Genomic DNA, 24,351 nt, shown 5'->3' with positions numbered 1-24,351 from the left:
ATGCTGTCTAGAGATTAGAATCTATTGCGGATAGGGGAGCTGTCTGTTGTTGAAATACAAACTGTTGGCGCTCGATATGGATGGAACGCTGCTTAATGATGAGCATCGAATTACGCCCGAGACGGAACGCTGGATTCGGAAGGCTGCTGCCGCCGGGGTGCATGTCTGCTTGTCGACGGGACGCGGGTACCAGGAGGCGGTTCCGTACGGTGATCAATTAGGCCTGGGTACGCCGATGATAACGGTGAACGGAAGTGAGGTCTGGAAGTCGCCGCATGAGTTGTATCGCAGAGTGTTGCTTGATCGGTCATTGGTTTCGCGAATGTACGACATTTCCCGGGAAAAGATGGTCTGGTTTTGGGCATACGCCGTCGAGGGCAGCTATAACGAAACAAATTGGCAACCCGAATTATTGGAACAAAATCATTGGATGAAGTTTGGTTATTTTACCGAGGACGATGAGGTGAGAGGAGATATTTTACGGCAGCTGCAGGAAATGGGCGGCCTTGAAATTACGAATTCGTCCCCGCACAATCTGGAAATCAATCCGAAGGGAATCAGTAAAGCCAGTGGAATCGACACGGTTTGCGGACTGCTGGGGCTGGAGATGTCCGAAGTCGTGGCGGTTGGGGACAGTCTGAATGACTTGGCCGCGATCGAGGTTGCGGGGCTCGGCGTAGCGATGGGCAACGCGCAGGAAGCCGTGAAGGAGAAGGCGGATGTCGTAACCACGTCGAATAATGAAGACGGAATTGCCTGGATAATTCGGGATTATATATTGACGGGAGAGTGAGAAAATGGCATTGACCGTACTTGGCTGGATTCTGGTAATTGTCCTATTTGCCGTGGGTATGGCCGGAGCGGTGTATCCCGTATTACCCGGGGTGCTCGCCGTTTATTTTGCCTTTTTCGTGTACGGTTGGTTTTTCTCGTTTGAACCTTTTGGGTGGTTCTTCTGGATCCTGCAAACGCTGATCGTCGTCGTTCTGATGGTGGCGGATTATGCGGTGGGAGCTTGGGGGGTCAAGAAATTCGGCGGCAGCAAGCTGTCAGTGTGGCTTAGCACGATCGGCATTATCATCGGCCCGTTTATTATTCCAGCCTTCGGGTTGGTGCTGGGTCCGCTCCTTGGTGCGATGATCGGGGAATTGATCAAAGGTGAATCGCTGTCCAAGTCGTTTAAAGTCGGTGTCGGCTCGGTTGTCGGCTTGTTTAGCAGCATCGTTGTTAAGGTGATCCTACAGTTGGTCATGATCGTCATCTTCATCATTTGGATTGTTGCATTTTAACCTATATCTCATCAGAGCACTCATCAGGATTGCGGGAAAGAAGGAATTGGTTTTGTCCAAGAAGGAATCGTTTGTTAAAGGTACGTTAATTTTGGCGGGGGCCGCGCTGATCGCGAGGGTGCTCGGCCTGTTCCAGCGCGTGCCGTTGGAGCACATCCTCGGAGATATCGGGAACGCGTCGTATTCACAAGCGAATGCGGCTTATTTCATGCTGTTAACTTTAGCGACGGCAGGCATTCCGAGTACGCTGAGCAAAATGGTGTCGGAGCGGCATGCGCTGAACCGGCCCGAGGAAGCGCGTCGCGTCTATCAGGCGGCATTGCTATTTGCAGGTGTGGCGGGCGTCGTTATGTTCGCGTTGCTGTTTGTTCTTGCGCCTTATTATGCCGAGGCTTCCGGCGTTCCGGAATCGGTTGTTGCGATTCGTGCCCTGGCACCAGCACTGCTGCTATTCCCGCTGATTGCGATCATTCGTGGCTACTTACAGGGTCGGAATATCATGATCGCGGGCGGGGTTTCGCAGGTGATTGAGCAAATCGTGCGGGTGGCTACCGGCATTATTTTGGCTTTTGTGCTGTTCCATTGGGGATACTCGGGCGAGCAAATTGCAGCCGGCGCGACATTTGGCGCGGTGCTCGGCGGGGTGGCCGCGCTGGTCGTCATGTTGGTGTACAGCATGAAATTGTCGCGGAAGGACCAATCCGCTGGGCAAGAGAAGATGGAAAAGACCACCGGACGGATGTCCTTTAAACGGATCTATGCGGAGATATTTAAGCTATCGATTCCGATCGTGCTCACCGCACTCGCGGTTCCGGCGGTGAACTTCATCGATAACTCGATCCTGAAGCCGCTGCTAACCGGACAAATCGGCTCCGGACAAGCTACGTATATCCTCGGTATTCTTGGGAATCGTGCGCAGATGATCGCCGGTATTCCGCCGATTTTGGCGATTGCGCTAAGCCAATCGCTGGTGCCTATTATCTCCGCTGCTTACGCGCGGAAGGATCAGGAGCATCTGCAGCGCCAGGTAACGTTGGCGATGCGGGTTGCGGTGCTGAGCGGGATGCCGATCATCCTTGCGCTGGGCACTGCGGCTTATTCCGTGAACGGGCTGCTGTTTAGCACCCGCGACGGCAGCAGCATTGTGGCTCTGCTGACGTTCGCGACGATTTTTCAAATCACGATGATGACCAGCAACTCGATTCTGCTTGGAGTTGGTAAAGCCAATTTATCCATGGTACACGTGGCAATCGGGATTCTTGTGAAGCTGGCGGCCAGCTATGTGCTTGCTCAGTTCTGGGGGATATATGGCATCATTATCGCCACCGGTCTCTGCTTCCTCGTGATTACGCTGCTGAATGTACGGGCGATGAAGCAGATCGTTCCATTCTCGCTGATGGGCAGCCGTTGGGGCGGGTTCGTACTAACGATTGTCGCGTTGTCGGGTGTGGGATATGGCTTGAATCAAGCGGGGATCCAAATGGTGGATCTGATGCCGGCGCGCGTCGCTTTCTTCCTGACCTGCTGCATCGTTGGCGTGGCGGTTGTCGCGCTGTATCCGGTGCTTCTCATCCTGTTGCGCGTCATCCGGAAGGACGAGCTGGCTGGTTATCCGTCACCGCTTCGCAAAGTGCTGTCCCCGCTGATGCGGTTGCAGCGCGGAGGCCGACAGGTGGGATAAAACAAGATCGGCGGTCCGCCCGCCTTCATTCTATCGATTGGCGCCTTTGCTCGATTATCCCTTTGGTTCAGGTCAGGGAGTTATATGTCGCTTTTACACCATTATCCCTTTGGCACAGGTTGGGGAGTTGTATGTCGCTTTTACACCATTATCCCTTTGGCTCAGGCCAGGGAGGAGATGTTGCTGCTGGGATACACCAATTCCCTTGTAAATTCAGATCCCTGATCATACGGGATAATGGTGAAAAGAGCCGACCAGAGGAGGCGCCCAAGGCTGCCCAGGCAACCCAAGCGCCCCGCGGGTCAGCGGTCTTCCACCGCATCGTGCACCAATGCGGTCTCGAGGATGCCGTTCCTGTGCGACCGGCTGATGTCGCACAGGAACGGCGCCTTCGGCGCGCTGATGCCATCCAGCGCGCGGGTATCCTTGAGCCAATCCTCCCGGGAGATTGGCTCATAGGCGGTGTCGCCCCAAGCGCTCAGCAGCTTGGGGCTGTAGAGACGCTGGCCCGGCGGCAGCGTCTCCTGTTCCAGAAGCTCTGACCCCTGCACCTTGGCGGTCAGAGCTTCTTCCAAATTGGCCGTGAACAGTTCCGGCCAATAATCCGCCCGCGAGCCGCTATGCGGCACGCTCGCGGCGAACCGCTCCGCGCCGCTGCGCACGGCGCGGTAGCCCATAAGCATCGCGTAGAGGCTTTTGCCTAACGCGATGCGGGCCGGCAGGCTGCCGAAGTCGGAGACGGTGCGCCCCGCAAGGCGGCGCGCCTCGCCCCCGGCAGCCTCGTCTTCCGCCTGTTCACTCAGCGGGAACACCACCTGGTTTAATCCGGCCAGGCTGAGCAGGCGAAAGTTCATTTTACCCGTCACATGTTTCTGGAAGTAAGGATGGCGTACGACGCGTTTTTCGATATAATTCTGCTCATTGATGATCAGTCCCACGGTGAGCAAGGCACTGCCGCGGTCGATCCAAAACCGTTCCCAGAATGGGCGCATAAACCCGGATACGTGAAAATACGGCAGCAGGTGGAACCGACTAGCGCCAAGCTCCCGGCTCTTCATGTACAACCTTAGCTGCGGGTAGGCATCTTGGAAGATCAACGCGTTGCTGCGCTCTAGAAACCGATAGGTCAGCCGCTTCTCCTCAGCGTCGACCACATCGGCGATCCGGCTGCTGTGCAGGTCCGTCATGTTCCAGCCGGCATTCCGCGAGACCATGTGCGCGAGAAAAGCCCAATGCAGTTCCGGGCAGGCTTGATAGCAGGCAAGATAAGCCGCGGTTCGGCTGATATTGCTCGCCCCGGCTACGCGAGTTTCCTCTGCAATGGTTTCGGCAAGTCGTAAATCCTCGGCGCTGTACTCCTCCCCTGCTGGCATAGGCCTAGACGACGTGTTGCGCCGTAGTTGTTCTTCGATATCGTTAATCACCGTGCGGGCAGCCGCTTCGTTCCAACCTAGAGAAACCGTCTCTTTCCGCATTCGGGACGAATCGGAGAGGGAAGCGGTTTTGCTTCTGAGCATAGACGAAAATGCGGCGGGCAGGCGGAACATCAATCGCCGCAAATTGATGGCTTTCCCCTTGGTCTGGCGAGAATCCTCCATTGTGCTTCCGCCCTCCCTTCTTCCCGAACTGCGAATATTTGGCGGCCAACAAGACATACTACGGTATTAGTAATTAGTATGTCCGAAACATTTGACTTCCACTCCCGCTTTTGGTTGACTAGAAGTACCTGAAGGAAAGGAAGGATGGCCTTATGAAAAAAATAACGTCTCCCGCGGAGTTTCAAGTCAGCATCCAATCCAGCAACCTGATCGTAGCGGTCTTCAAAGCGGACTGGTGTGGGGATTGCAAATTCATAGATCCGTTTATGCCAGATGTCGAGGAGAAATACGCAGGCCGGTTAACGTTGATCGAGGTGGATGTCGATCAGGTCGGCGATGTCAGCCAGGAGCAGAACATTCTGGGCATCCCGAGTTTCGTCGCCTATACTGACGGCCGCGAACTGGTTCGGTTCGTGAACAAGCTACGCAAATCCCGCGAGGAAATTGAAAATTTCCTGAACAAGGCGTTGGACGTGTACCATACGCTGCATGACACGCCGGAAACACGGGATACACTGTAAAAATCCATTATATTCCTCACACCGCCGTCAGGGTTTCCCTTGCGGCGGTGTCTATTTTTCAACATTTTCTATGAAAGAAGTTAGTTGATCGGTTATAATGAAAAGGATTTATCGATTAACTAAAAGGTGTGAACCGTTTGAATACGAAATATTTGAAATGGCTCAGTTACGCGTCCTGTTTTGTCATGTTTCTGGCCACATTAGGCGGCAGCGTCGTGACTAAGACGGAATCGGGATTGGGCTGCGGCAACGATTGGCCGCTTTGTCACGGGAAATTTGTTCCTGCTCATACACTTGCTTCGATGATTGAATATTCCCACCGTGCCGTCAGCGGGGCGGCTGGATTGGTCTCTTTGGCGGCGTTTGTCGCCTTTTGGTTGTATCGGAAGAACCGTAAAGACCTCCAGATCTATTCCCTGCTTGCGCTCATCTTCGTTATGGTACAGGCCGTTATGGGAGCGATGGCGGTGATCTATCCTACGTCGTCTGCCGTCATGGCGCTGCATTTTGGGTTCTCGTTGATCGCCTTCGCGAGCTCGATCATGCTGGTGCTGGGCGTTCGCCAGGAGGAGCGCGGACAAGTTAATGCACAGTCTTCTGACTATGCACCTTCTTCGGCTCGGGTTTCTAAGGCGTTCCGTAATCTGACCTGGATAGCGACCGGCTACACCTATATCGTTGTCTATATCGGCGCGTATGTCAGCCATACGGACTCGGCCGGCGGTTGCAGCGGTTGGCCGCTGTGCAACGGGCAACTCGTTCCCGAACTGTCCGGGGGGGAAGGCATCGCCTTTCTGCACCGGGTTGCGGCCGCTTTGCTGCTGGTCGTAATAGCCACGGTAGGTCACTTTGCCTTCCGCAAGCATCCCGGTCTGCCGGAAATCCGCAAGCTGGGTGTCGCCGCAACGCTGCTGGTGATCGTCCAGGTGTTCACCGGGGCCACCATTGTGCTGACCTTAAACAACTACGATGTTTATTTGTTCGCTTCGCTCGCGCACATTATCGTATTGGCCGCTTTATTCGGAGTCCTTTGCTATTTAAGCGTCCGGACTTGGCAGTTGAGCCGAACACCCGAGGTACAGGCGACGTCGGCCGGCAAGGCGGTTTGACAACGCGATTGTCATGAATCTGTAGAATGACGGACGCTCAAGCGGCTGCACGGATAAGGTATACTTTTGTCTATAAGCGAACGTTATGTGAGGAACGGACGACAATTCCGTCTTTTATAGGAGGACAACAAGATGAGTTACAAGAACCTACGGCAATGGATCGATGCGCTGCAAAAAGAAAACGACCTCGCCATCATCGACGTGCCGGTCGATCCCTATCTGGAGTTGGCCGAAATTCACCGGCGGGTCATTGATGACGGCGGCCCCGCTTTGCTGTTTACCAATGTCAAAGGAACGCCGTTCCCGGTGGCAACCAACCTGTTTGGAACACCTCGCCGGGTGGAAATGGCTTTTGGCCCTCGGCCCGAGATGCTTGCTAACCAACTGGTCGAGGCGATACATAAATTGCTGCCGCCGACGCCCAAAGCGATTTGGAACGAGCGGGGGCTGATACGCGACGTTTTGAAGGTCGGTATGAAAACCGTATCCAAGAACGAAGCCCCGATCCTCGAAGTCTGCCGGACGGAGACGCCATTGAAGGATTTGCCGAAAGTGACGAGTTGGCAGAAGGACGGGGGCCCGTTTATCACGCTGCCGCTCGTGTATACGGAAAATCCGCTGCAGCCGAAAGAAAATAACCTGGGGATGTACCGGATTCAGCTGTACGACGATCAGACGACCGGAGTACACTGGCAGATCCAGAAAGGCGGAGGGTTCCACTACCACGAAGCCGAGAAACGCGGGGAGCCTTTGCCGGTTTCCGTATTCTTGGGCGGCCCGCCGGCCATGGTAGCCTCGGCTATTTCGCCGGTTCCCGAGCATTTGTCCGAGTTGCTGGTCGCTTCTTTCATCCTGGGCGAAAAGCTCCCGATGGCAGAGAATCCGCTGGGCGGCCACCGGATTCCGGCCGAGTCGGAATTCGCAATATCTGGGCTCGTACCGCCGCACGAACGCCGACTTGAAGGTCCGTTCGGCGATCATTTCGGCTATTATTCCTTGCAACATGAATTCCCGGTGCTGCACGTGAACCATATGTGGCATCGGAAGAATGCGATCTATCCGGCAACAATCGTCGGCAAACCGCGGCAAGAGGATTACTACCTAGGCGATTTCCTGCAAAAGCTGCTATCGCCAGCGTTCCCGATCGTGATGCCGAATGTTCGCTCCCTTTGGACGTACGCGGAGAGCGGATTCCATGCCTTGAGCTCGGCCGTGGTTCGCGAGAGTTACTCCCGCGAAGCCCTCGTATCAGCGTTCCGCATCCTGGGGGAGGGCCAACTGTCGCTGACGAAATTCCTCATGCTGACGGACAAGCTGATCGATTTGGCGGATTTCCGCCTGCTGCTCAAGACGGTGCTGGAGCGTTTCGATCCGCGTACGGATCTGTTTATTCTCAACAACACGTCGCATGACACGCTGGATTATACCGGCCATAAACTGAATCATGGCAGCAAGGCGATATTGATCGGCGTTGGGGATCCTGTACGTGAGCTGCCGCGTGCGTATGACGAAGGCGAGATCGCCGAAATCCGTTCAATCCAAGTTTTTCATGACGGATGTCTTGTCGTTTCCGGTGCATCCTATGAGGATGAGCCGGAGCTTGCCGAACGGTTGCTTGGCCGTCTTCGCGAACGCGGGACTGCCTGGCCGTTTGTGGTACTGGTGGATAACGCCGAGGCAGCGGCCCATGATCAGACGGCGTTTCTATGGACGGTGTTTACACGGTTTAATCCGGCCAGCGATATTTACGCTGCTTCCGAAATACGCCAACATCACCTGTCTTACAGTCTGCCGCTGGTTATCGATGCCCGCATGAAGCCGGGTTATCCGGATGAGCTGTTCCCGCAAGAGGACATCGTCTCCTTGGTGGATCAACGTTGGAAATCCTACTTTCTGTGAAACGGGGTATGCCTATGCTGCGAAGCTTGCTTGGCGAGCCGCCTCGGCAAAACGAGGGTCGGCTAGCTGAAACGATCGACGCGATGGTGCAAACGATCAAGCTGCTGCAAAAGGAAATCAAAGAGCATCAGGATCCTTCACACGATTTCCGCAAGCTGGAGATTTGGGTACACGGCTTGATCTCTTCGTTGGATGAACTCGAACAATCTTTGTTTGCCGCCGCCCTTTTCCGCAAAAAGGTGCGGACGGAATCCGTCGAGGACATGGATCCGGTTGAGCGGTCCGATTATGCGAGGTACGTCTATTTTTACAAGGACGGCTTCATCCGCGTATTCTCGGCGCTGGACAAGCTGGGAACGGTGCTCAACGAATTGTTCGATTTGAAAACCTCGAAGATAAAGATGCATTTCTCTTATTTTACCGTGCTGCGCCAGTTCGCTTATCTGAAGACCCATACCGAGCTGGGGAACCAGTTGATCGCCATTAAAGAGACCTACCGGGAAGCCCTGGGTGTTCTGCGCCGGCGGAGAAACACGGAGATTCATTACATGAACTCGGAGATGAAGGACGATCTGTGGCAGCGTCATCAGGCGTTGTTCGGGAAAGTCGCCCTGGAGGATCTGGATCAGCATATCCGCGAACTGGAACAGGGATACCGTATGGTTTGCGACACGTATTTCACGGTGTTTGACTACATTAATCAACGTTGGAAAAAAATAGCGGCGGTCTGATCGATCCGCCGTTCCTATTTTTTCTCTTTACAAAATGGGCAAAACTCATTATACTCATCAATAGTTTCAATTAACGACTCTACAATTTCATATTTTTCTTATCGAGAGAGGCGGAGGGAAAGGCCCGATGAAGCCCAGCAACCGATTCACCCGTGATGCGGAAGTTTGATTCCGCTGAAGTCATGGGACCGAATGTCATGGTGCTAATTCCTTCAAAACCAATGCGTTTGTGAGCAGATGGTTTTGGCAGATGAGAAGGCATTGTCTTTACGTAAAGAGAGCCCTTTGAATCTGTAGGGCTCTTTTCTGTTTTTTCATACGCCGGTCGATAATTGTCTATGCTAGGAACAGGAGGTTAGCCGATTGATCGAACTTAAAGGGATTACCAAAATATATGGCACCAAAAAAACGGCGACCACCGCGCTGTCCGGGTTGAACCTTAGCGTTCGCAAAGGCGAAATCTTCGGCGTTATCGGTCACTCCGGCGCCGGCAAAAGCACCTTAATCCGTTGTATCAATTTGCTGGAACGTCCGACCGAAGGCGAGGTGTGGGTCGGCGGGGTTGAGCTCACGAAGCTTGGCAAGCGGGAGCTTCAGCAGCAGCGCCGCAAAATCGGCATGATTTTTCAACATTTCAACCTACTCTCCTCGGCGACCGTATACGATAATATCGCATTTCCGCTTACGCTGATCGGAACGCCGAAGGCGGCGATTGCGGAGAAAGTAAACGAGTTGCTTACCTTGGTCGGATTGGAGGAGCATCGTCATAAGTTTCCGGCGCAGCTGTCCGGCGGTCAGAAGCAGCGGGTTGGAATCGCCCGAGCGCTGGCCAGCGACCCCGACGTATTGCTGTGCGACGAAGCCACCTCGGCGCTGGATCCGCAGACGACAGACTCCATCCTGAAGCTGCTGCTTGACATCAACAAGCGATTCCAATTGACGATTCTGCTGATCACGCATGAAATGCATGTCATCCAGAGCATCTGCGATCGGGTGGCGGTCATTCACGAAGGCGGCATCGTGGAGCAAGGTCCGGTGACGGAAGTGTTCCTGAAACCGAAGCACATGGTGACCCGGGAGTTCATTCACCGGGAGGCGGCGGGGGAAGAAGGCGTGAGACTGGCGGCTTCCGTACCGCATCCGGAGTGGTCCAGGCTGGTGAAAATCACGTTCCTGGGCGCGAAAACTTATGAATCGGTGTTGTCCCAGGTCGTGCGGGAAACTGGCGTCAACTTCGCCATCCTGCAAGGAACGATCTCCACGATCAAGGATACTCCGTATGGTCAACTGACCGTATCGTTCGAAGGCGAAGACGACCAGGTAGAGCGCACGCTGTCGCTCTTGCAGGAACGCGATCTTGACGTGGAGGTGATCGAGTAATGAGAGGACTGGACCTCGGAGCCATTGATTGGTCGGAGATGGGCACAGCTACGCTGGATACCTTGCAGATGATGGGGTATGCAACCTTGTTCACCTTCGTGATCGGGCTCCCGCTCGGGGTATTGCTGTTCACCTTCTCGCGTTCCCAATCCTTGGTATTAGGATGGGTTTACAGGTTGATTTCGCTGATCGTGAACATTCTTCGCTCGGTACCGTTCATCATCCTGATCGTCGCCTTGATTCCGGTCACGCGGACCCTCATGGGCGTATCCACCGGCGTGGAAGGCACGATTCCGCCGCTGGTGATTGGGGCAGCCCCGTTCTTCGCGCGTCTGGTGGAAACGGCGCTGCGCGAGGTTGACCGCGGGGTAATTGAAGCTTCCCAGGCGATGGGGGCTTCCACCTTCCAGATCATCCGCAAGGTGCTGCTCCCGGAATCGCTGCCCGGCTTGATCGCAGGCATGACGATTACCGTGGTCACGCTGGTGTCGTATACCGCGATGTCAGGCATGGTAGGCGGAGGCGGACTCGGTGACCTGGCGATCCGTTACGGGTATTACCGGTACGAAACGGGCGTCATGATCGTTTCGGTGATCTTCATGGTGATTCTGGTGCAAGTACTGCAAATGCTGGGAGACCGGCTAGTGATCTTTTTTACGCGGAAATAAGGAAATCCTAAATAGATAGAAGTATCCTTATTCAAAAAACACTCTTAAGGGGGAGAACCTGCAATGAAAAAATGGACATTATCTTTACTTACACTCGTGTTGGTGTTGGTGTTGGCCGCTTGCGGCAGCAATAACGCCGCCAATAACGGAGCTGAAGGTAACACGGCTGGAAATACATCGGCTGCTGAGGGGAATGCAGCGAATGCTGGGAACCAAACGGCAGCAGAGCCGGTGAAGCTGGTTGTAGGTGCTACCGTACCGCATGCCGATATTCTGAAGTTTATCGCGCCGAAGCTGAAGGAAGAAGGCGTGGAGCTGGAAGTGAAAGAGTTTACCGACTATGTGCAGCCGAACGTACAGCTGTATGAAAAAGAGCTGGACGCGAACTATTTCCAGCATCAGCCTTATCTGGACGAGCAAAATGCCCAAAACGGGTTTGACCTCGTTTCGGTCGTAGGCGTTCACGTTGAACCGTTTGGCGCTTACTCGAACAAATATAAATCCACGGAAGAAATTCCGGACGGCGCCAAAGTGGCGATCCCGAACGACCCGACCAATGGCGGTCGCGCGCTGCTGCTGCTGCAGAAGCAAGGGTTGATTAAGCTGAAGGACGAAGCTGGAATTACGGCAACGCAGAAGGACATCGTAGAAAATCCGAAAAACCTGAAAATCATCGAAACCGACGCAGCCATGTTGCCTCGCCAATTGGCCGAAGTGGATCTGGCGCTGATCAATACGAACTATGCGCTGGAAGCGAAACTGAATCCGACGAAGGATGCTTTGTTCATCGAAGATAAGGAATCGCCGTACACGAACATTCTGGTTGCCCGTCCTGATAATAAGGATTCCGAAGCAATCCAGAAGCTGGCGAAAGCTCTGACTTCCGATGAGGTTAGAACGTTCATCAACGACACGTACCAAGGCGCTTTGGTACCGGTATTCTAAGTAGTAAAGAAGCAGACATGTCCCGCTGCGTTGTGCAGCGGGTTTTTTTTATCTTACTCTTTTACGGTCAGTTAGGCACGCCCACCCTCTCTCAACTGCAAAACTGCAGTTCATTTTCGGTAAATCTCCGATTATTGGTCAATGAAAGGTAAAAGTACATCTCGTTGGAGGTGAATCGGCCCCAAGAGACCGTTTTGACGTGAATTCAACTGCACTTTTGCATTTGAACACGATGGTTAGGGGATTTTGGGTGATATTCAACTGCACTTTTGCATTTGGGTGAGCGTTGGCAACGGCAGTTTGTGGGAATCCCTCAAATCTTTTATACTTAAGGGTAACTGCACCTGGGAGGAGGAGAACAACGTTGCACGGCAAAGTCGCCTTAATTACCGGAAGCGCGAAAGGCCTCGGGAAGAAAACTGCGCTGACCCTAGCAGAGCAAGGGTGCCATATTGCACTAAATTACGTACATAGTGAAGCGGAAGCGCTCTCTCTCCGATCGGACATCGAGCGACTTGGCGTACGTTGTATCGCAGTGCAAGCCGATGTATCGAGCCGGGAGCAAAGCGAGGAACTGGCTCGTCAGGTGAACGAGCAGCTGGGGACCATTGATATTCTGGTCAACAATGCCGGACCGTTTATTCGGGAACGCAAGCTGTTTGCCGATTACAGCCAGAGCGAAGTGTTGGGCATGATCGAGGGGAATTTGGTCGGCAGCCTGCTGCTGGATCATCTCGTGTTGCCGGGGATGCGGGAGAAGAGATGGGGGCGGATCATCCATTTCGGGTTTGGTCATGCCTCCGAGTCGCGCGCCTGGCCCCACCGGGCCGTTTATGCGGCAGCCAAAACCGGGCTTGTGTCCTTTACGAAGACGCTGGCCGTCGAGGAGGCGCCTTATGGCATCACGGTGAACATGGTTTGCCCGGGGGATATCCGCGGGGGCCACAAGGAGATGTCGATCCATGAAGTCCGCGGACTTCAGGATGGGGAGACGCCGCTGGGACGGCCGGGAAGCGGGGAGGATATCGCCCGCGTGATCGCATTTTTGTGCCATACGGACTCCGATTTTATCACTGGCAATATCATGGATATCTCTGGGGGGCTTGACCCGATCCGACCATGGATTAAACCCTCCTGAACTAACAAAAAACCCGGCCTTCCGGCAATTTGCCGGGGGCCGAGTTCGTTTAAACCCTCCTGCTGAAGAGCTAATCATTCATGGATTGCAAAGTTAGAATACTTGAACGACCTCTTCCACGCCTTCTACTTCTTCAAACAGGGCGCGTTCGATCCCGGCTTTGAGGGTGATGGTGGAGCTTGGGCAACTACCGCAGGCACCCATCAATTTCAGCTTCACGATGCCGTCTTCAACGTCGACGAGTTCAACGTCGCCACCGTCACGCTGCAGGAAAGGCCGCAGTTTGTCCAAAACTTCTAATACTTCATCATACAATTGATCTTGTACGCTTTCACTCATTGTATTCAACTCCTTTCTTGCCTTATTATATTACAAAAAGTCAAAAATTTAAATGCTTCTTCATGGGGAGGACGGAAGATGAAACCGATCCTTGAATTTTGTGCGAATAACGCCAGTTTAGGTACAGGGGAAGCGATCCGGCAAGTGAAGGAACAAGTGGATTGCGACGTATATGAATACGGCTGCCTAACCGCTTGCGGTACCTGTTATCTGTTCCCGTACGTGCTGGTTGACGGGGAGCAGGTAGAAGGGGAAGACGCTGAGCAGCTCGCGGAACGGATCCTGCAAAAAATCAGGGAGACACATCCGGAGGCCACTTGAGGCCTTGGCTACGCTCCCTTCCTTCGTTTATCCAATATGATGTTTGGACATCCATAGTACGCCGCTTTTGAGCAGACGCGGGACGCGGCCTGTAACCTGTGCTCGGCCCATCAGGCCGAACCCGGCTTTTTTGCCTAACGAGCCCAGCGTTCCCTTAAGCTTAATCTGCGATAACCGCGGCGTCTCTCCCCGCCATAAAGCCCCGGTAATTTGTCCGATCTGAGCGCCTTGGGCTTCGGCCGCCTGGGCGCTCGGCGAGAAGGGCAAGCTTGCGCAATCGCCGCAGACGAACACCTCAGGGTGTTCGGGAATCTGATAAAATTCATTCAATACAACGCGTCCTTGCCGATCTTTGGTTACGTCCAGTGCTTGCACGATCGCTGCCGGTTGAATCCCGGCCGTCCACACGGTCACATCGGAGTCGATTTCCCCTTGCTCATGGTGAATCACGTCGCATTCCACGGCCTGAATCGAAATCATCGATCGCATCTCGACGTCATTCTCGTGGAACCATTTGGCGACATAATCGGACACCTTCGCCGGAAAAGCGGAAAGCAAGCGAGAGCCGCGGTCGATGATCGAAATGTTCAAATCCGGACGGCTTTCCCGCAACTCGGCGGCTAATTCCACGCCGCTTAGTCCTCCGCCAACGATGTTGATTTTCCCATAGGGTTTCGTATTGTTCAGCCGCATATAGGTTTCACGAGTCGAAGCAAACGACTGGATACTGCACGAAAACTCGGCAGCGCCGGGGACATGGTGATAGTTATCGGTACAACCTAATGCGATGACGAGCTGGTCATATTCCAGCGGATCCCCCTCCGCGAAATGAATCAACTGCCGGTCCATATCGACGGCTTCAACTTCGCCGTATGACAGAACCAGGCCGGGGTAAGCGGTAAAGGGGACGCGCAATTCATAATCGCTGGCCGTCCCGGCCGCCAGCGCATAATATTCGGTCTTCAGGCTCTGGTAAGGCATCCGGTCGACCAAGACGACTTGCACATCCGAAGGAATAGGAGCTTTAAACAGCTCATGAATGACGGCCGTCCCCCCATATCCTCCTCCAAGCACAACGAATTGCCTCATACGTGACGATTCCCCTTTTTTGCCGTGAAATTGCCGCGGGCTCACTACCGGACGGAATTATTCGTATACCCGAAGCTCGTTGTAGAAGGTATCCCGTTCAACTGGGATGCGTCCAGCACCTTTAACTAGCCAGATCAATTCCTTTAACGTCAGCCCTTCCGGGGTTTGCGCGCCGGCCGCATGACTGATTTGCTCTTTCAGGATCGTGCCGTGTACGTCTGAAGCGCCAAAGGTCAACGCCACTTGCGTCAACTGAACGCCGATATTGATAAAGTAAGCTTTGATGTGCTGAATGTTGTCCAGCATCAACCGGCTGATGGCAATCGTCTTGAGATCCTCGTAAGCCGAGTTGCGGCGCATAATGCTGGCGTTCTTATTGCGCGGCTGCATGGACAGGGGGATAAAGACCTGGAACCCGCCCGTTTCGTCCTGCAGGTCGCGGATTTGAATCATATGGCGGATCCGGTCCTCATAGGATTCGATTGAGCCATATAGCATGGTGGTTGGCGTTCTCATTCCGAGCTGGTGCGCGGTCCGATGGACGTCCAGATATTGGTCGACGTTGGCTTTCTCGACCTTCATCTTTTCCCGGTACTGGTCGGACAAAATTTCCGCGCCACCGCCGGTTAATGATTCAAGGCCGGCTGCCTGCAATTGAAGCAGCACTTCCTTCGTGCTCAGGCCGCTGATCCGAGTGAAGAATTCGATCTCCGCCGCCGTATAGGCCTTGATCGTGACGTTCGGGAAATTCTCTTTCATCGCTTTAAGAGAATCGACGTAATATTGGAACGGAACATGGTTGTTATGTCCGCCTACGATATGAAACTCGCGGACGCCCGGGGTGATATGCTGCTTCACGTAAGCGACCATTTCCTCCCCGGAAAGCGTATAAGCCCCTTCTTCTCCTTGATCCTTGCGGAAGCTGCAAAATGCACAGTGGGATTCGCAGACGTTCGTGAAGTAGAGGCTCATATTTTCGATGAAATACACTTTCTTGCCGTTCTTGCGCAAATTCACTTCATTGGCTAATTGTCCAATGGTCAATATATCATCGCTTTCATATAAATAGACACCGTCTTCGAGGGTGAGACGTTCGCCTTGCCGGACTTTGTCCACAATTTCGGCCATTCTCTTATCGGTGTTTGGGGTGACTACAGTAAACATGACGTTCCCTCCGTTTCCAAATGCATGAAATGCCTCGTATTCTTACTGTATGAATTACCTACCTATTATAAACCTCACATCCCAAGCGGGCAATAAGACTTAGGAGAAGAAAAGGAATTGGCAACAAGAAATATCACCATTTGTTGAGCGGGAGGGGGAGAAGGAGTATAATTTATGTATAGTTGACGAACTTTTAAGGAGTGAGTACACGATGATTACCATTAGCGACAGCGCTATGGCGCGGATTAAAGATATGTTAGATGAAGAAGAAACCCCAAACATGTTCCTGCGAGTCGGAGTAAATCCCGGTGGCTGCAGCGGCTTCTCCTATGGCATGGGTCTTGATGATCAGGAGAGCGAAGAAGATGTATACCTGGACATCAAAGGGCTTAAGGTAGTTGTAGATAAGGAGAGCATCCGCTTCTTGAACGGCCTGGAGATTGACTTCAAGGAATCCGGCATGAGCGGCGGGTTCACCATCCACAACCCGAACGCCATCGCCACCTGCGGCTGCGGCCAATCGTTCCGCTTTAAGGACGAGGAAGGTCAACCGCAAGCTTGCGATTGATACGAAGAACGCATATAGAGGGACTCTTCCATCTGGAAGAGTCCCTCTTGTTTATTGTGGCAATTTGTCCTCGGTCGCGGGATCTACATTTTGGTCAGTAACAGGACCATCTGTCTCCTCGTACAAATGGGAGCGCCGTTCGAACCATTGGAACAAATGGGTGAAGATGACCTTTAACACGGCGTAACCCGGCACGGCTAGGATGACGCCCAGCACGCCAAACAGATTGCCGGCGGTCAGGATGACGAAGATGATCGTAATCGGATGGATGCGCAGCGTCTTCCCCATGATTTGCGGCGAGATGAACTTGCCTTCGATCAGCTGGACGACTGTCCACACGACGATCAGCTTCAACAGCATGATCGGTGACGTGACGATGGCAACGATGATCGCCGGCGTAATCGCGATGGCCGGTCCGAGGTACGGTACGATGCTCGTGAATGAAGCGATGATGGCGAGTGTCAGGGAGTAATCCAGGCCGATGATCAGAAAGCCAACGTACATCAGCGCCCCAATACAGAAGCTGACGATGATTTGCCCGCGGATGTAGGAGCTGATTTGGCCATTCATCTCGGTCATCACGTGATGGGTTTGATCACGGAAGCGAACAGGCACATAACGCAGGATGAATTTCGGCAGTTTCTTGCCGTCCTTTAACAGATAAAATAAAATGAACGGCACGGTGACAATCGCCAGCACGACGTTCTTGATCGCGCCCAGAAATCCACCGAGACCCGACCAGGCGTTGTTCAGTAGGGAATTTCCTTGCTCGGACAACGAGTTCGACAGGTCCTCGAGATTAAAGCCGGTAGACTCTTGGACCTGATGGTAAAAGTTGCTGCCGATCAAGCTTTCGAACTGCCGCTGGACCTCTGCTATATATTTCGGCAAATTTTCGATTAAACTCGTGATCTGCTCCTGAACTAACGGGATAACGGTCATAATCAGCACCGTAAGGATCCCTGCGATAAACAGATACAAGCCGGTAATGGTGTAGACTCGGCGGACTCGCTTAGTCTCCAGCCAATCGACCAGCGGGTTCAGCAGATAATAGATCGCCCCGGTCAGCAGAATCGGCAGCAGTACGGTTTTTAACAGTACCGTAAGCGGTTTGAACACAAACGGGATTTTGGCGAATACCAGAATGTTTAAGCCAATCAGTAAAACGACGAGCAGAAATACCACGAATCGGTTATTTAGAAAAAACCTCTTAAATCGGTCTCCCCAGGGTTGCGTACTTCCCATGCCTTATGACCCTCCTGTATCTTCCTTTGCTATCCAAGCTACGATGATTTCTATGTAGTAATACGTTTATAAGGGAGTTGGTTTCCACAATTTTATGGAAAAAAGCCCGGCCCTCGCCCACAGGCGCTGACCCGAGCCTTTTATCAGCGGTCAGGCGGTTGTCCCAACCCGTTTTAGAAAAATTGCCGATTCACCATCATGACGACCAGGGAGGCTGCGGCCAGAGAAAAAACGATACATCCCATTCCGAGGCCTTTGCGCGTCGTCTTGGCCATTTTCAAGCCCGTGAGGAACAAAGCGACGGTGATGCCTGCCAGCACCAGCGACATGGCGATCATGGCAAACCAGTACAGCACTTCAAACAGATTCGCCTCAAACGAAGAATTCCCCGTATTCAAAGCTTTTGATTTCCCCTTCCTCTGCTAGGTATAGACCAATGTCCCCCCTTAATATACGCGAAATCCCTCCTTTTGCATAGAAAGAGCCTGTGGACGGACGCGGCGGAGAAAGGGCTTACGCCTTGGACAATCATCCAAGAATATCAATCTACAAATGAGTAATATATCGTATAGTGCGAGAAAGGGGATGGTGTCATGGCGGGAAGACAATTGGCCAACAAATGGCTCAAGACCGAGGCGCTTCTAAGCAACGCGGACGTGGCCGCCCACATACCGCAAACCCGATTGTACGGTGCCGATTCGTTAAGGAGCATGCTGCATCAGTTCGGCATGGTCGTGATTAAGCCGCTCCGCGGCGGCGGGGGTTATGGCGTGATTAAAGTGACTTATGCTGGCGGCGTTTATGCTTTTACGTACATGTCCCGGAGGTATGGCTTTGGAAGCTTTGAGGCGATGTACCGGGCATTGAACCGAGTGAAGGTTGGGCGCAAGTACATGATCCAGCAAGGGATTCATTTGGCCCGGATCGCCGGACGACCGATCGACTACCGAGTGAAAGTCGTTAAAGAGAACGGAGCCTGGGTGTATCGTTCCATGGTCGGCCGTTTGGCTCGTCCCGGGCTGTTCGTAACCAATTTGTGTAAAGGCGGAACGATGCTCAGTGCACGGGAAGGGCTCGGCCGCTCGTTAAGCCGCAGAGCTTCCGGACATAAACGGCGGGAGATGCGCTCGTTGACTAATACGTGTGTACAAATATTGGAGTCCCGGTTCCCGGGGATTGGTCAATTAGGGTTTGATTATGGCGTAGACCGGAGCGGGAAGATCTGGATTTTTGAGGTGAACACACGGCCGCAATAAGCTGAGATAGACAAAAATCAAAAAAAATTTTGGAGAATTATGGGAACAAATGTCCTGTGAATAACTTTTATCCACATTATCCCATTAGTTTTTTCAACGCTTTTCGATAATTACTAACACGTTATTCACAGGATTTCCACAGGCGTTTGTGGATAACCGGAACACTTGTTCTACTAAACTTTTCCTGTTATGATGAGGAAAATACTAGAAAGGATGTGTTATCAATGGCGCTGTTAACGAATGAGCTGCTCCTAGAATCCTATCAGAAGGCGACCGAACTGCAATTGGATCGGGAGTTTATCGCACTGCTGTTAGCAGAAATCCGCAAACGCGAATTAGAGCTTGCCGCGCCGTCCGTTCTGCACTGAATTGTGGACAACCTGGCTATCTCCCAGTTTATTTATGAAGTTATCCCCAACCATCAAGGCGCCTGCCAGGCGTTGACATGATATATATAAGCTTCATGACAATGCGGACACTGCACGACATGTTCGCAGCCGGAAGGAATACGCGCGGAGATAGCTGAAGTATATTGGTCAGCGGAACCGTAAGGGCTGTAAGGCCCGGCGTAGTCTTCTTTTTTTCCCGCATTCTCCAGAACGTATCCGCAATCGGGGCAGGTGGCGGTCATAGCAGCCAAGCCGTTGCATAACGGGCATATAAATGGCAAAGGGTATCTCTCCTTTACGGCATAATCTTCCGTAAAGTTAAGATACCCTTTTCTTTGTCAGAACATGTAAAACGCGAAGCGCCTCTATATAACTACAGCTTCATGTTGCTGCTGTGTCCCGGAGACAGCTTCGCTTCCGGATCGATGTAGACCTTGGCATTGTTGACCGCTGTCGGCGCTTCGCCAAATCCTACCGCAATGAGGTCCAATTTGCCGGGATATGTCGTAATGTCACCCGCGGCAAAGATGCCGGGAATCGAGCTTTCCATCCGAGAATCGACGACAATGGCGTTGCCTTCGATGTCGAGACCCCATTCAGCGATGGGTCCCAGGGAGGAGACGAACCCAAAATTGACGATAACGTCGTCCACGGCGATCTCTTGGGTTTCTTTCGTCTTTACGTCTGCCAGTGTGACGCGCTCGATTCGCTCGTCGCCATGCAGCTCCGCGATTTCCGTAGGCGTAATGACCTGCACCCGGGAAGCCATCAGTCTCTCAACGCTATGCTCATGCGCCCGGAATTTGTCGCGGCGGTGGATCAACGTGACCTGCTCGGCGATCGGCTCCAGCATCAGCGCCCAGTCGACAGCGGAATCACCGCCGCCGCTGATCAAAACTTTCCTTCCGCTGAACCGGTTCATGTCGCTGACGAAATAGTGCAGATTGGTTTTCTCGAAACGGGAGGCATTCTCCAGTTCAAGACGACGTGGTTCGAAGGCGCCAACTCCCGCGGTAATGATCAAAGCACGCGCATAGTGTACGTCCTTGTCGGTCGTCACCACAAAATGGCGATCCTCTTTCTTCTCGATCTGCAGCACCCGTTCCTCCAGACGAATGTCCGGCTCAAACAGCTTTAACTGCTCATTCAAGTTGTTGATCAGCTCCTGGCCCGTCACTTTAGGAAAGCCGGCCACGTCATAAATATATTTCTCAGGGTAGAGGGCAGCTACTTGCCCCCCAAGCTGAGGCATACTTTCGATCAGTTTGACGGAAGCTTTTCTCATTCCGCCGTAAAATGCGGCAAACATGCCCGCCGGTCCGCCCCCGATAATCAGGAGATCAGTGAATTCGGCGTTGTTTTGGGATGACACGGGCCAAACACCTCCAGATGGTTTCTTTTTCTTTAGCTATAATGTCAATTCTACTTTATTATAATCGTCACACCCCTACTTGCAAAGGTAAGATCAAAACTGTCGAAAATATGGAAAATAATCCGTTGAAAGTCCTATAGTTACAGGTAAAATAAGACTTGATCTTTTAGGCAAAAGTCGATATCATTCAAATGTATGCACTCATATTTGTGACGAAAAAAGTACATTTATGATTATACGACAGAAGGCTTTTGATCATCCTACAAATAAGGGTTAAACTAAGTTGTGACAAATGTCTCTGATTACATGAAACGGTGGAATATGGTACGAAAGAATGGTTTTTTATGTGTTAATTTTCACATTGCGTTTTTTGGTTTAATTCAAATATAGAGTGTGCAAAATTGGAAGGAGAACAAATACATGAGTACCATACCCAAAATTGTAATTCTTGGTGCGGGTTATGGCGGCATTCTTACCGCGCAGCGGCTGCAGAAAGAGTTGAATTACAATGAAGCGGACGTCACCCTGGTGAATCGGCACGACTATCATTATTTTACGACACATCTGCATATGCCGGCTGCCGGGACAGACTCCATCGAACATACCCGAGTGGCGATTTCCAAATTAATTGACGAATTCAAAATCGACCTTGTGAAATCGAACGTACAGGAAATTCGTCTGGCCGACAAGAAGGTCGTGCTGCAGGACGGAACGCTTTCTTACGATTATCTGATTATCGCGCTGGGCGGCGAGCCGGAATCTTTTGGCATTCCAGGGTTAACGGAATATGCGATGACGATCCGCAGCATCAATTCCGTTCGCCTGATCCGTCAGCATATCGAATATCAATTCGCAATGTACAAAATGGACGAAAGCCGGACCGACCGCCTGAACTTTGTGGTCGGCGGCGCAGGCTTCAGCGGCATCGAATTCGTGGCCGAGTTGGCCGACCGGATCCCGCAGCTGTGCAAGGAATACGACGTGGATCCGAACTTCGTGAATGTGTACAATGTTGAAGCTGCGCCAACGGCTTTGCCGGGCTTTGATCCTGAACTGGTTGAGTACGCGATGGACGTGCTGAAGAAGAAGGGCGTTCAGTTCAAAATCGGCGTAGCGATCAAGGAATGCACGCCGGATGGTGTTATTTTGGCCACCGGTGAAGAAATTAAGTCGCAAACGGTCGTTTGGACCGGGGGAATCCGGGGCAACCGTCTGATCGAGGCGGCAGGCTTCGAGACCGCGCGCGGACGGGTGAAAATCGACGATTATTTGCGCGCACCCGGCCATGACAACGTGTTTATCATTGGAGATAACTCGCTGATGTTCAATCCGGAGGGTCGTCCGTACCCACCAACAGCGCAAATCGCGATGCAGCAAGGGGTAACTTGCGCACAAAACGTGGTGGCGTCGATCCGCGGCAAGGACCTCAAGAAATTTGTGTTCAGCAACAAAGGAACGGTGGCTTCGCTTGGCAAAGGGGAAGCTGTTGCCAGCGCATTTGGCAAGAAGTACAAAGGCTGGGTTGCAGCTCAATTGAAGAAGTTGGTCGATATGCGTTATCTCTTCATTATCGGCGGGATTCCGCTCGTACTGAAAAAAGGAAGATTCTTCTGAGATGCGTCATTGCAGCGTACAGGTTCGGGGACTGCTAACACGGGAGGAACTGGATCGCTATAACGCCTTGATGGAAGTGGGCTCTTATCTGGAATCGCAGCAGCAATACGATTTCGCTTATACGGTCCAGAAGGAAGTTGACCTTCTCATTCTGCCGGCCATCGAACGTTTGAAGGAGAAGAGCCGTGATCGCGATCGGGCAACGGCGGAGTTCTTGAAATCGCTAGAGGCCGAACAAGAAGGAAAAGAATAGAAAAGGGTGTGCCGCTCATTGGAGCAGGCACACCCTTCTTTAGTTGTGTGAGTTACAGCTTTAGCATATCGTCTAACCGCTCGGCATTTAACAGGTTGCCAACATAAAAGGCACCAAATTCGCCATAACGCGCGCTGACTTCGTCAAATCGCATTTCATAAACCAGCTTCTTGAACTGCAGCGCGTCATCGGAGAACAAAGTCACGCCCCATTCCCAGTCGTCGAGGCCGACGGAGCCGGTAATGATTTGCTTCACTTTGCCGGCATAGCTGCGGCCGATCAGGCCGTGGCTACGCATCATCTCGCGACGCTCGTCCATCGACAGCATGTACCAGTTATCGTTCAGCTCCCGCTTCTTGTTCATCGGGTAGAAGCAAATATGGTTGGATTTCGGAAGGATCGGCTGCAACCGCGCCATCACCTCGGGGTTCGCCTTCGGGTCACCGCCGCCGGAAGCAAGATAATTACTTAACTCAACAACGCTGACGTAAGAGTATGCTCTGGTCGTATACTCAGCAAAGGTCGTTTTGTTGAAGGCCGTTTCCAATGCGTTCAGCTCTTCCAAGCTTTCGCGCAGGTGCATGAACACGATATCGGCTTTCTGGCCGACGATCGAATACACGGCGGTGCTGCCCGTCTTGGATTCTTCCATCTGGTTCCAATCTTTCAGAAACGTGTGCAGCTCCTCCAGAGCTCCAGCGCGCTCCTCGTCATCCGCCGCTTTCCAGGCGGTCCAATCGATGGTGCGGAAATCGTGAAGCGCATACCAACCTTCCAAGGTTAGGGTAGCTTCATTCATGTATAATCACTCCTAGATAGATTCTGATCCTCATTCACGAATCGTACATTACGCTTCTTATTGTAGCGCAAGGTGCCTAAACGGGGCAAATCGATTCATCTAATTTTCATGCAAAGTTCATTGCTTCGTTACATAATATCTAGTAAACTAACTACTAGCTTGATTTCGTGTGATTTATGTTATAGTTCGAGCGAGCCTTGTGCTCGTCCAAAGATGTCTTTTGGAATGACCGTTACAATGAAGATTCAAAAAGGCAGGTTAGGAGCACCGAGAAGGTTGGATGAAGCTAGGGACTGAGTAGCGGAGCGTACGTTTGAGTACGTGAGCAACGGAAGACCCGGCTGAGTTCAAGATTCGATGTCGATTATGCGATCTTAATGCTTCGTGATCCAAAGATGCCTTTTTGAATGACCTTTAGAAGGGTGGGGGAGCGATGGGTTGGCTCATCGTACTGGTGCTGATGGTTTTATTCTTCGTGATGATGTTCGGCATCGGCTTTATTCTGAATATGCTGATGAAAACAACCTGGTTTCCGGCATACGTTTTCATTATCGTGATTTTACCGATTGTGGTGTACACCCTATGGGATCATGATCGGAGCTTTGGCGCTTACCTAGCGTCGTTCCGGCTGGTTGATTATTTGACGGCGTTCGCCGGGCTGTGCGGGGCGATTCTGAGCGGGTGGACCATCCGCAAACTGCGGTTAGGCGGTTACAAAATGTTTTAAAGGTGGTTCAAAAAGTCATCTTTCCATAACGAAGCAGAGCATGAGAAGTAGATTCGACGTCGAATCATGAATTCAGCCGGGCCAAGCATATGCTTCCGATGCATGTTTCCTACGGAAACATTTCAGTTGCTCACGTACCTAAAACGTACGCTGCGCTACTCAGTCCCTAGCTTCATCCAACCTTCTCGGTCCTGAAAACCTGACTTTTTGAACATGCACTTTTAGGAAGTTGTTCAAAAGCGCGAGTATCGTCATG

27 protein-coding genes and 1 riboswitch are annotated in these 24,351 nt (G+C 52.4%); of the genes, 18 read left to right on the top strand and 9 right to left on the bottom strand.

What is annotated here, in order from left to right; genetic code table 11:
• Nucleotides 1-43: 43 nt before the first annotated feature.
• The 3 genes from MKZ15_RS18895 to MKZ15_RS18885 are packed head-to-tail and all read left to right on the top strand — an operon-like array spanning nucleotide 44 to nucleotide 2,970.
• Nucleotides 44-793, top strand: a complete 750-nt coding sequence (locus MKZ15_RS18895) for a Cof-type HAD-IIB family hydrolase (protein ID WP_193417482.1) — start codon at nucleotides 44-46, stop codon at nucleotides 791-793.
• Nucleotides 794-803: 10 nt separating this feature from the next.
• Complete coding sequence (locus tag MKZ15_RS18890; protein ID WP_339822520.1) at nucleotides 804-1,289, top strand: DUF456 family protein; 486 nt, start codon at nucleotides 804-806, stop codon at nucleotides 1,287-1,289.
• 52 nt (nucleotides 1,290-1,341) lie between these two features.
• Nucleotides 1,342-2,970 carry a polysaccharide biosynthesis protein gene (locus tag MKZ15_RS18885; RefSeq protein ID WP_155606171.1) on the top strand — a complete coding sequence of 543 codons (1,629 nt, stop codon included), beginning with the start codon at nucleotides 1,342-1,344 and terminating at the stop codon, nucleotides 2,968-2,970.
• A gap of 302 nt (nucleotides 2,971-3,272) precedes the next feature.
• Here MKZ15_RS18885 and MKZ15_RS18880 read toward each other — a convergent pair whose 3' ends face one another.
• Complete coding sequence (locus MKZ15_RS18880) at nucleotides 3,273-4,568, bottom strand: DUF2515 family protein (RefSeq protein WP_339817363.1); 1,296 nt, start codon at nucleotides 4,566-4,568, stop codon at nucleotides 3,273-3,275.
• A gap of 152 nt (nucleotides 4,569-4,720) precedes the next feature.
• On the opposite strand from MKZ15_RS18880, the gene MKZ15_RS18875 reads away from it, so the two are divergent.
• From MKZ15_RS18875 to MKZ15_RS18840, 8 genes are all read left to right on the top strand, one after another.
• On the top strand, nucleotides 4,721-5,089 hold the full coding sequence (locus MKZ15_RS18875) for a thioredoxin family protein (protein ID WP_155606173.1): 369 nt from the start codon (nucleotides 4,721-4,723) through the stop codon (nucleotides 5,087-5,089).
• A 137-nt stretch (nucleotides 5,090-5,226) separates the two neighbouring features.
• Nucleotides 5,227-6,198, top strand: coding sequence for a heme A synthase (locus MKZ15_RS18870; RefSeq protein ID WP_339817362.1), 972 nt, complete (start codon nucleotides 5,227-5,229; stop codon nucleotides 6,196-6,198).
• Between the two features lie 132 nt (nucleotides 6,199-6,330).
• On the top strand, nucleotides 6,331-8,097 hold the full coding sequence (locus MKZ15_RS18865; protein WP_339817361.1) for a UbiD family decarboxylase: 1,767 nt from the start codon (nucleotides 6,331-6,333) through the stop codon (nucleotides 8,095-8,097).
• Between the two features lie 14 nt (nucleotides 8,098-8,111).
• Nucleotides 8,112-8,828: a Cthe_2314 family HEPN domain-containing protein gene (locus tag MKZ15_RS18860; protein ID WP_339817360.1), complete on the top strand. Its 717-nt coding sequence runs from the start codon at nucleotides 8,112-8,114 to the stop codon at nucleotides 8,826-8,828.
• Nucleotides 8,829-8,923: 95 nt separating this feature from the next.
• Nucleotides 8,924-9,085, top strand: a riboswitch (SAM riboswitch).
• A gap of 106 nt (nucleotides 9,086-9,191) precedes the next feature.
• On the top strand, nucleotides 9,192-10,208 hold the full coding sequence (locus MKZ15_RS18855; RefSeq protein WP_339817359.1) for a methionine ABC transporter ATP-binding protein: 1,017 nt from the start codon (nucleotides 9,192-9,194) through the stop codon (nucleotides 10,206-10,208).
• On the top strand, nucleotides 10,208-10,876 hold the full coding sequence (locus MKZ15_RS18850) for a methionine ABC transporter permease (RefSeq protein WP_193417376.1): 669 nt from the start codon (nucleotides 10,208-10,210) through the stop codon (nucleotides 10,874-10,876). Before MKZ15_RS18855 ends, MKZ15_RS18850 begins: the two co-directional genes overlap by 1 nt.
• Nucleotides 10,877-10,939: 63 nt before the next feature.
• Nucleotides 10,940-11,821: a MetQ/NlpA family ABC transporter substrate-binding protein gene (locus MKZ15_RS18845; RefSeq protein ID WP_155606179.1), complete on the top strand. Its 882-nt coding sequence runs from the start codon at nucleotides 10,940-10,942 to the stop codon at nucleotides 11,819-11,821.
• A gap of 364 nt (nucleotides 11,822-12,185) precedes the next feature.
• Nucleotides 12,186-12,959 (top strand): SDR family oxidoreductase, encoded by a 774-nt coding sequence (locus MKZ15_RS18840; protein ID WP_155606180.1) that lies wholly within the window; start codon nucleotides 12,186-12,188, stop codon nucleotides 12,957-12,959.
• 93 nt (nucleotides 12,960-13,052) lie between these two features.
• Here the strand turns inward: MKZ15_RS18840 and MKZ15_RS18835 are convergent, their stop codons facing one another.
• Nucleotides 13,053-13,298 carry a NifU family protein gene (locus tag MKZ15_RS18835; protein ID WP_155606181.1) on the bottom strand — a complete coding sequence of 82 codons (246 nt, stop codon included), beginning with the start codon at nucleotides 13,296-13,298 and terminating at the stop codon, nucleotides 13,053-13,055.
• Between the two features lie 78 nt (nucleotides 13,299-13,376).
• Between MKZ15_RS18835 and MKZ15_RS18830 the strand changes: the two genes are divergently transcribed.
• A complete protein-coding gene (locus MKZ15_RS18830; RefSeq protein WP_155606182.1) occupies nucleotides 13,377-13,619 on the top strand; it encodes a YuzB family protein in 243 nt (80 codons plus the stop codon).
• 27 nt (nucleotides 13,620-13,646) lie between these two features.
• Here the strand turns inward: MKZ15_RS18830 and MKZ15_RS18825 are convergent, their stop codons facing one another.
• Nucleotides 13,647-14,708, bottom strand: a complete 1,062-nt coding sequence (locus tag MKZ15_RS18825; protein ID WP_339817357.1) for an FAD-dependent oxidoreductase — start codon at nucleotides 14,706-14,708, stop codon at nucleotides 13,647-13,649.
• Nucleotides 14,709-14,765: 57 nt separating this feature from the next.
• Nucleotides 14,766-15,872 carry an aminofutalosine synthase MqnE gene (gene mqnE / locus MKZ15_RS18820; RefSeq protein ID WP_155606184.1) on the bottom strand — a complete coding sequence of 369 codons (1,107 nt, stop codon included), beginning with the start codon at nucleotides 15,870-15,872 and terminating at the stop codon, nucleotides 14,766-14,768.
• A gap of 211 nt (nucleotides 15,873-16,083) precedes the next feature.
• Here mqnE and MKZ15_RS18815 point away from each other — a divergent pair, with 211 nt between their 5' ends.
• Entirely contained in the window at nucleotides 16,084-16,440 is a 357-nt protein-coding gene (locus tag MKZ15_RS18815) for an iron-sulfur cluster assembly accessory protein (protein WP_155606185.1), read from the top strand.
• A gap of 51 nt (nucleotides 16,441-16,491) precedes the next feature.
• Here the strand turns inward: MKZ15_RS18815 and MKZ15_RS18810 are convergent, their stop codons facing one another.
• Nucleotides 16,492-17,685 carry an AI-2E family transporter gene (locus tag MKZ15_RS18810; protein ID WP_244868491.1) on the bottom strand — a complete coding sequence of 398 codons (1,194 nt, stop codon included), beginning with the start codon at nucleotides 17,683-17,685 and terminating at the stop codon, nucleotides 16,492-16,494.
• Between the two features lie 173 nt (nucleotides 17,686-17,858).
• Nucleotides 17,859-18,083: a hypothetical protein gene (locus MKZ15_RS18805; protein WP_155606186.1), complete on the bottom strand. Its 225-nt coding sequence runs from the start codon at nucleotides 18,081-18,083 to the stop codon at nucleotides 17,859-17,861.
• A gap of 195 nt (nucleotides 18,084-18,278) precedes the next feature.
• On the opposite strand from MKZ15_RS18805, the gene MKZ15_RS18800 reads away from it, so the two are divergent.
• Complete coding sequence (locus MKZ15_RS18800) at nucleotides 18,279-18,941, top strand: YheC/YheD family protein (protein ID WP_213623281.1); 663 nt, start codon at nucleotides 18,279-18,281, stop codon at nucleotides 18,939-18,941.
• Nucleotides 18,942-19,165: 224 nt separating this feature from the next.
• A complete protein-coding gene (gene sda / locus MKZ15_RS18795) occupies nucleotides 19,166-19,309 on the top strand; it encodes a sporulation histidine kinase inhibitor Sda (RefSeq protein WP_155606188.1) in 144 nt (47 codons plus the stop codon).
• 53 nt (nucleotides 19,310-19,362) lie between these two features.
• Here sda and MKZ15_RS18790 read toward each other — a convergent pair whose 3' ends face one another.
• A complete protein-coding gene (locus tag MKZ15_RS18790) occupies nucleotides 19,363-19,611 on the bottom strand; it encodes a hypothetical protein (protein WP_155606189.1) in 249 nt (82 codons plus the stop codon).
• Between the two features lie 92 nt (nucleotides 19,612-19,703).
• A complete protein-coding gene (locus MKZ15_RS18785) occupies nucleotides 19,704-20,702 on the bottom strand; it encodes an NAD(P)/FAD-dependent oxidoreductase (protein ID WP_339817353.1) in 999 nt (332 codons plus the stop codon).
• A 420-nt stretch (nucleotides 20,703-21,122) separates the two neighbouring features.
• Between MKZ15_RS18785 and MKZ15_RS18780 the strand changes: the two genes are divergently transcribed.
• Nucleotides 21,123-22,316: an NAD(P)/FAD-dependent oxidoreductase gene (locus MKZ15_RS18780; RefSeq protein ID WP_155606190.1), complete on the top strand. Its 1,194-nt coding sequence runs from the start codon at nucleotides 21,123-21,125 to the stop codon at nucleotides 22,314-22,316.
• Between the two features lies 1 nt (nucleotide 22,317).
• Nucleotides 22,318-22,569 (top strand): hypothetical protein, encoded by a 252-nt coding sequence (locus MKZ15_RS18775; RefSeq protein WP_155606191.1) that lies wholly within the window; start codon nucleotides 22,318-22,320, stop codon nucleotides 22,567-22,569.
• A gap of 52 nt (nucleotides 22,570-22,621) precedes the next feature.
• Here the strand turns inward: MKZ15_RS18775 and hemQ are convergent, their stop codons facing one another.
• Nucleotides 22,622-23,368: a hydrogen peroxide-dependent heme synthase gene (hemQ, locus tag MKZ15_RS18770; protein WP_193417382.1), complete on the bottom strand. Its 747-nt coding sequence runs from the start codon at nucleotides 23,366-23,368 to the stop codon at nucleotides 22,622-22,624.
• Nucleotides 23,369-23,801: 433 nt separating this feature from the next.
• Here hemQ and MKZ15_RS18765 point away from each other — a divergent pair, with 433 nt between their 5' ends.
• The gene (locus MKZ15_RS18765; protein WP_155606193.1) at nucleotides 23,802-24,095 is read left to right on the top strand and encodes a YuiB family protein; all 294 of its coding nucleotides are present in this window, start codon (nucleotides 23,802-23,804) and stop codon (nucleotides 24,093-24,095) included.
• The last annotated feature ends 256 nt before the right edge of the window (nucleotides 24,096-24,351 follow it).

Source organism: Paenibacillus sp. FSL R7-0216, from assembly GCF_037969915.1.
Taxonomy (GTDB): Bacteria; Bacillota; Bacilli; order Paenibacillales; family Paenibacillaceae; genus Fontibacillus; species Fontibacillus rhizolycopersici.
The sequence above is the reverse complement of the archived record's forward strand: the minus strand, read 5'-3'. Positions and strand labels throughout refer to the sequence as shown.

Bases quoted from the DNA above. Each gene is read 5' to 3' on its own strand.
- MKZ15_RS18880 (WP_339817363.1), bottom strand. From the start codon at position 4,568: ATGGAGGATTCTCGCCAGACCAAGGGGAAAGCCATCAATTTGCGGCGA.
- MKZ15_RS18875 (WP_155606173.1), top strand. From the start codon at position 4,721: ATGAAAAAAATAACGTCTCCCGCGGAGTTTCAAGTCAGCATCCAATCC.
- MKZ15_RS18865 (WP_339817361.1), top strand. From the start codon at position 6,331: ATGAGTTACAAGAACCTACGGCAATGGATCGATGCGCTGCAAAAAGAA.
- MKZ15_RS18860 (WP_339817360.1), top strand. From the start codon at position 8,112: ATGCTGCGAAGCTTGCTTGGCGAGCCGCCTCGGCAAAACGAGGGTCGG.
- MKZ15_RS18850 (WP_193417376.1), top strand. From the start codon at position 10,208: ATGAGAGGACTGGACCTCGGAGCCATTGATTGGTCGGAGATGGGCACA.
- MKZ15_RS18845 (WP_155606179.1), top strand. From the start codon at position 10,940: ATGAAAAAATGGACATTATCTTTACTTACACTCGTGTTGGTGTTGGTG.
- MKZ15_RS18835 (WP_155606181.1), bottom strand. From the start codon at position 13,298: ATGAGTGAAAGCGTACAAGATCAATTGTATGATGAAGTATTAGAAGTT.
- MKZ15_RS18830 (WP_155606182.1), top strand. From the start codon at position 13,377: ATGAAACCGATCCTTGAATTTTGTGCGAATAACGCCAGTTTAGGTACA.
- MKZ15_RS18825 (WP_339817357.1), bottom strand. From the start codon at position 14,708: ATGAGGCAATTCGTTGTGCTTGGAGGAGGATATGGGGGGACGGCCGTC.
- mqnE (WP_155606184.1), bottom strand. From the start codon at position 15,872: ATGTTTACTGTAGTCACCCCAAACACCGATAAGAGAATGGCCGAAATT.
- MKZ15_RS18815 (WP_155606185.1), top strand. From the start codon at position 16,084: ATGATTACCATTAGCGACAGCGCTATGGCGCGGATTAAAGATATGTTA.
- MKZ15_RS18810 (WP_244868491.1), bottom strand. From the start codon at position 17,685: ATGGGAAGTACGCAACCCTGGGGAGACCGATTTAAGAGGTTTTTTCTA.
- MKZ15_RS18800 (WP_213623281.1), top strand. From the start codon at position 18,279: ATGGCGGGAAGACAATTGGCCAACAAATGGCTCAAGACCGAGGCGCTT.
- sda (WP_155606188.1), top strand. From the start codon at position 19,166: ATGGCGCTGTTAACGAATGAGCTGCTCCTAGAATCCTATCAGAAGGCG.
- MKZ15_RS18780 (WP_155606190.1), top strand. From the start codon at position 21,123: ATGAGTACCATACCCAAAATTGTAATTCTTGGTGCGGGTTATGGCGGC.
- MKZ15_RS18775 (WP_155606191.1), top strand. From the start codon at position 22,318: ATGCGTCATTGCAGCGTACAGGTTCGGGGACTGCTAACACGGGAGGAA.
- hemQ (WP_193417382.1), bottom strand. From the start codon at position 23,368: ATGAATGAAGCTACCCTAACCTTGGAAGGTTGGTATGCGCTTCACGAT.
- MKZ15_RS18765 (WP_155606193.1), top strand. From the start codon at position 23,802: ATGGGTTGGCTCATCGTACTGGTGCTGATGGTTTTATTCTTCGTGATG.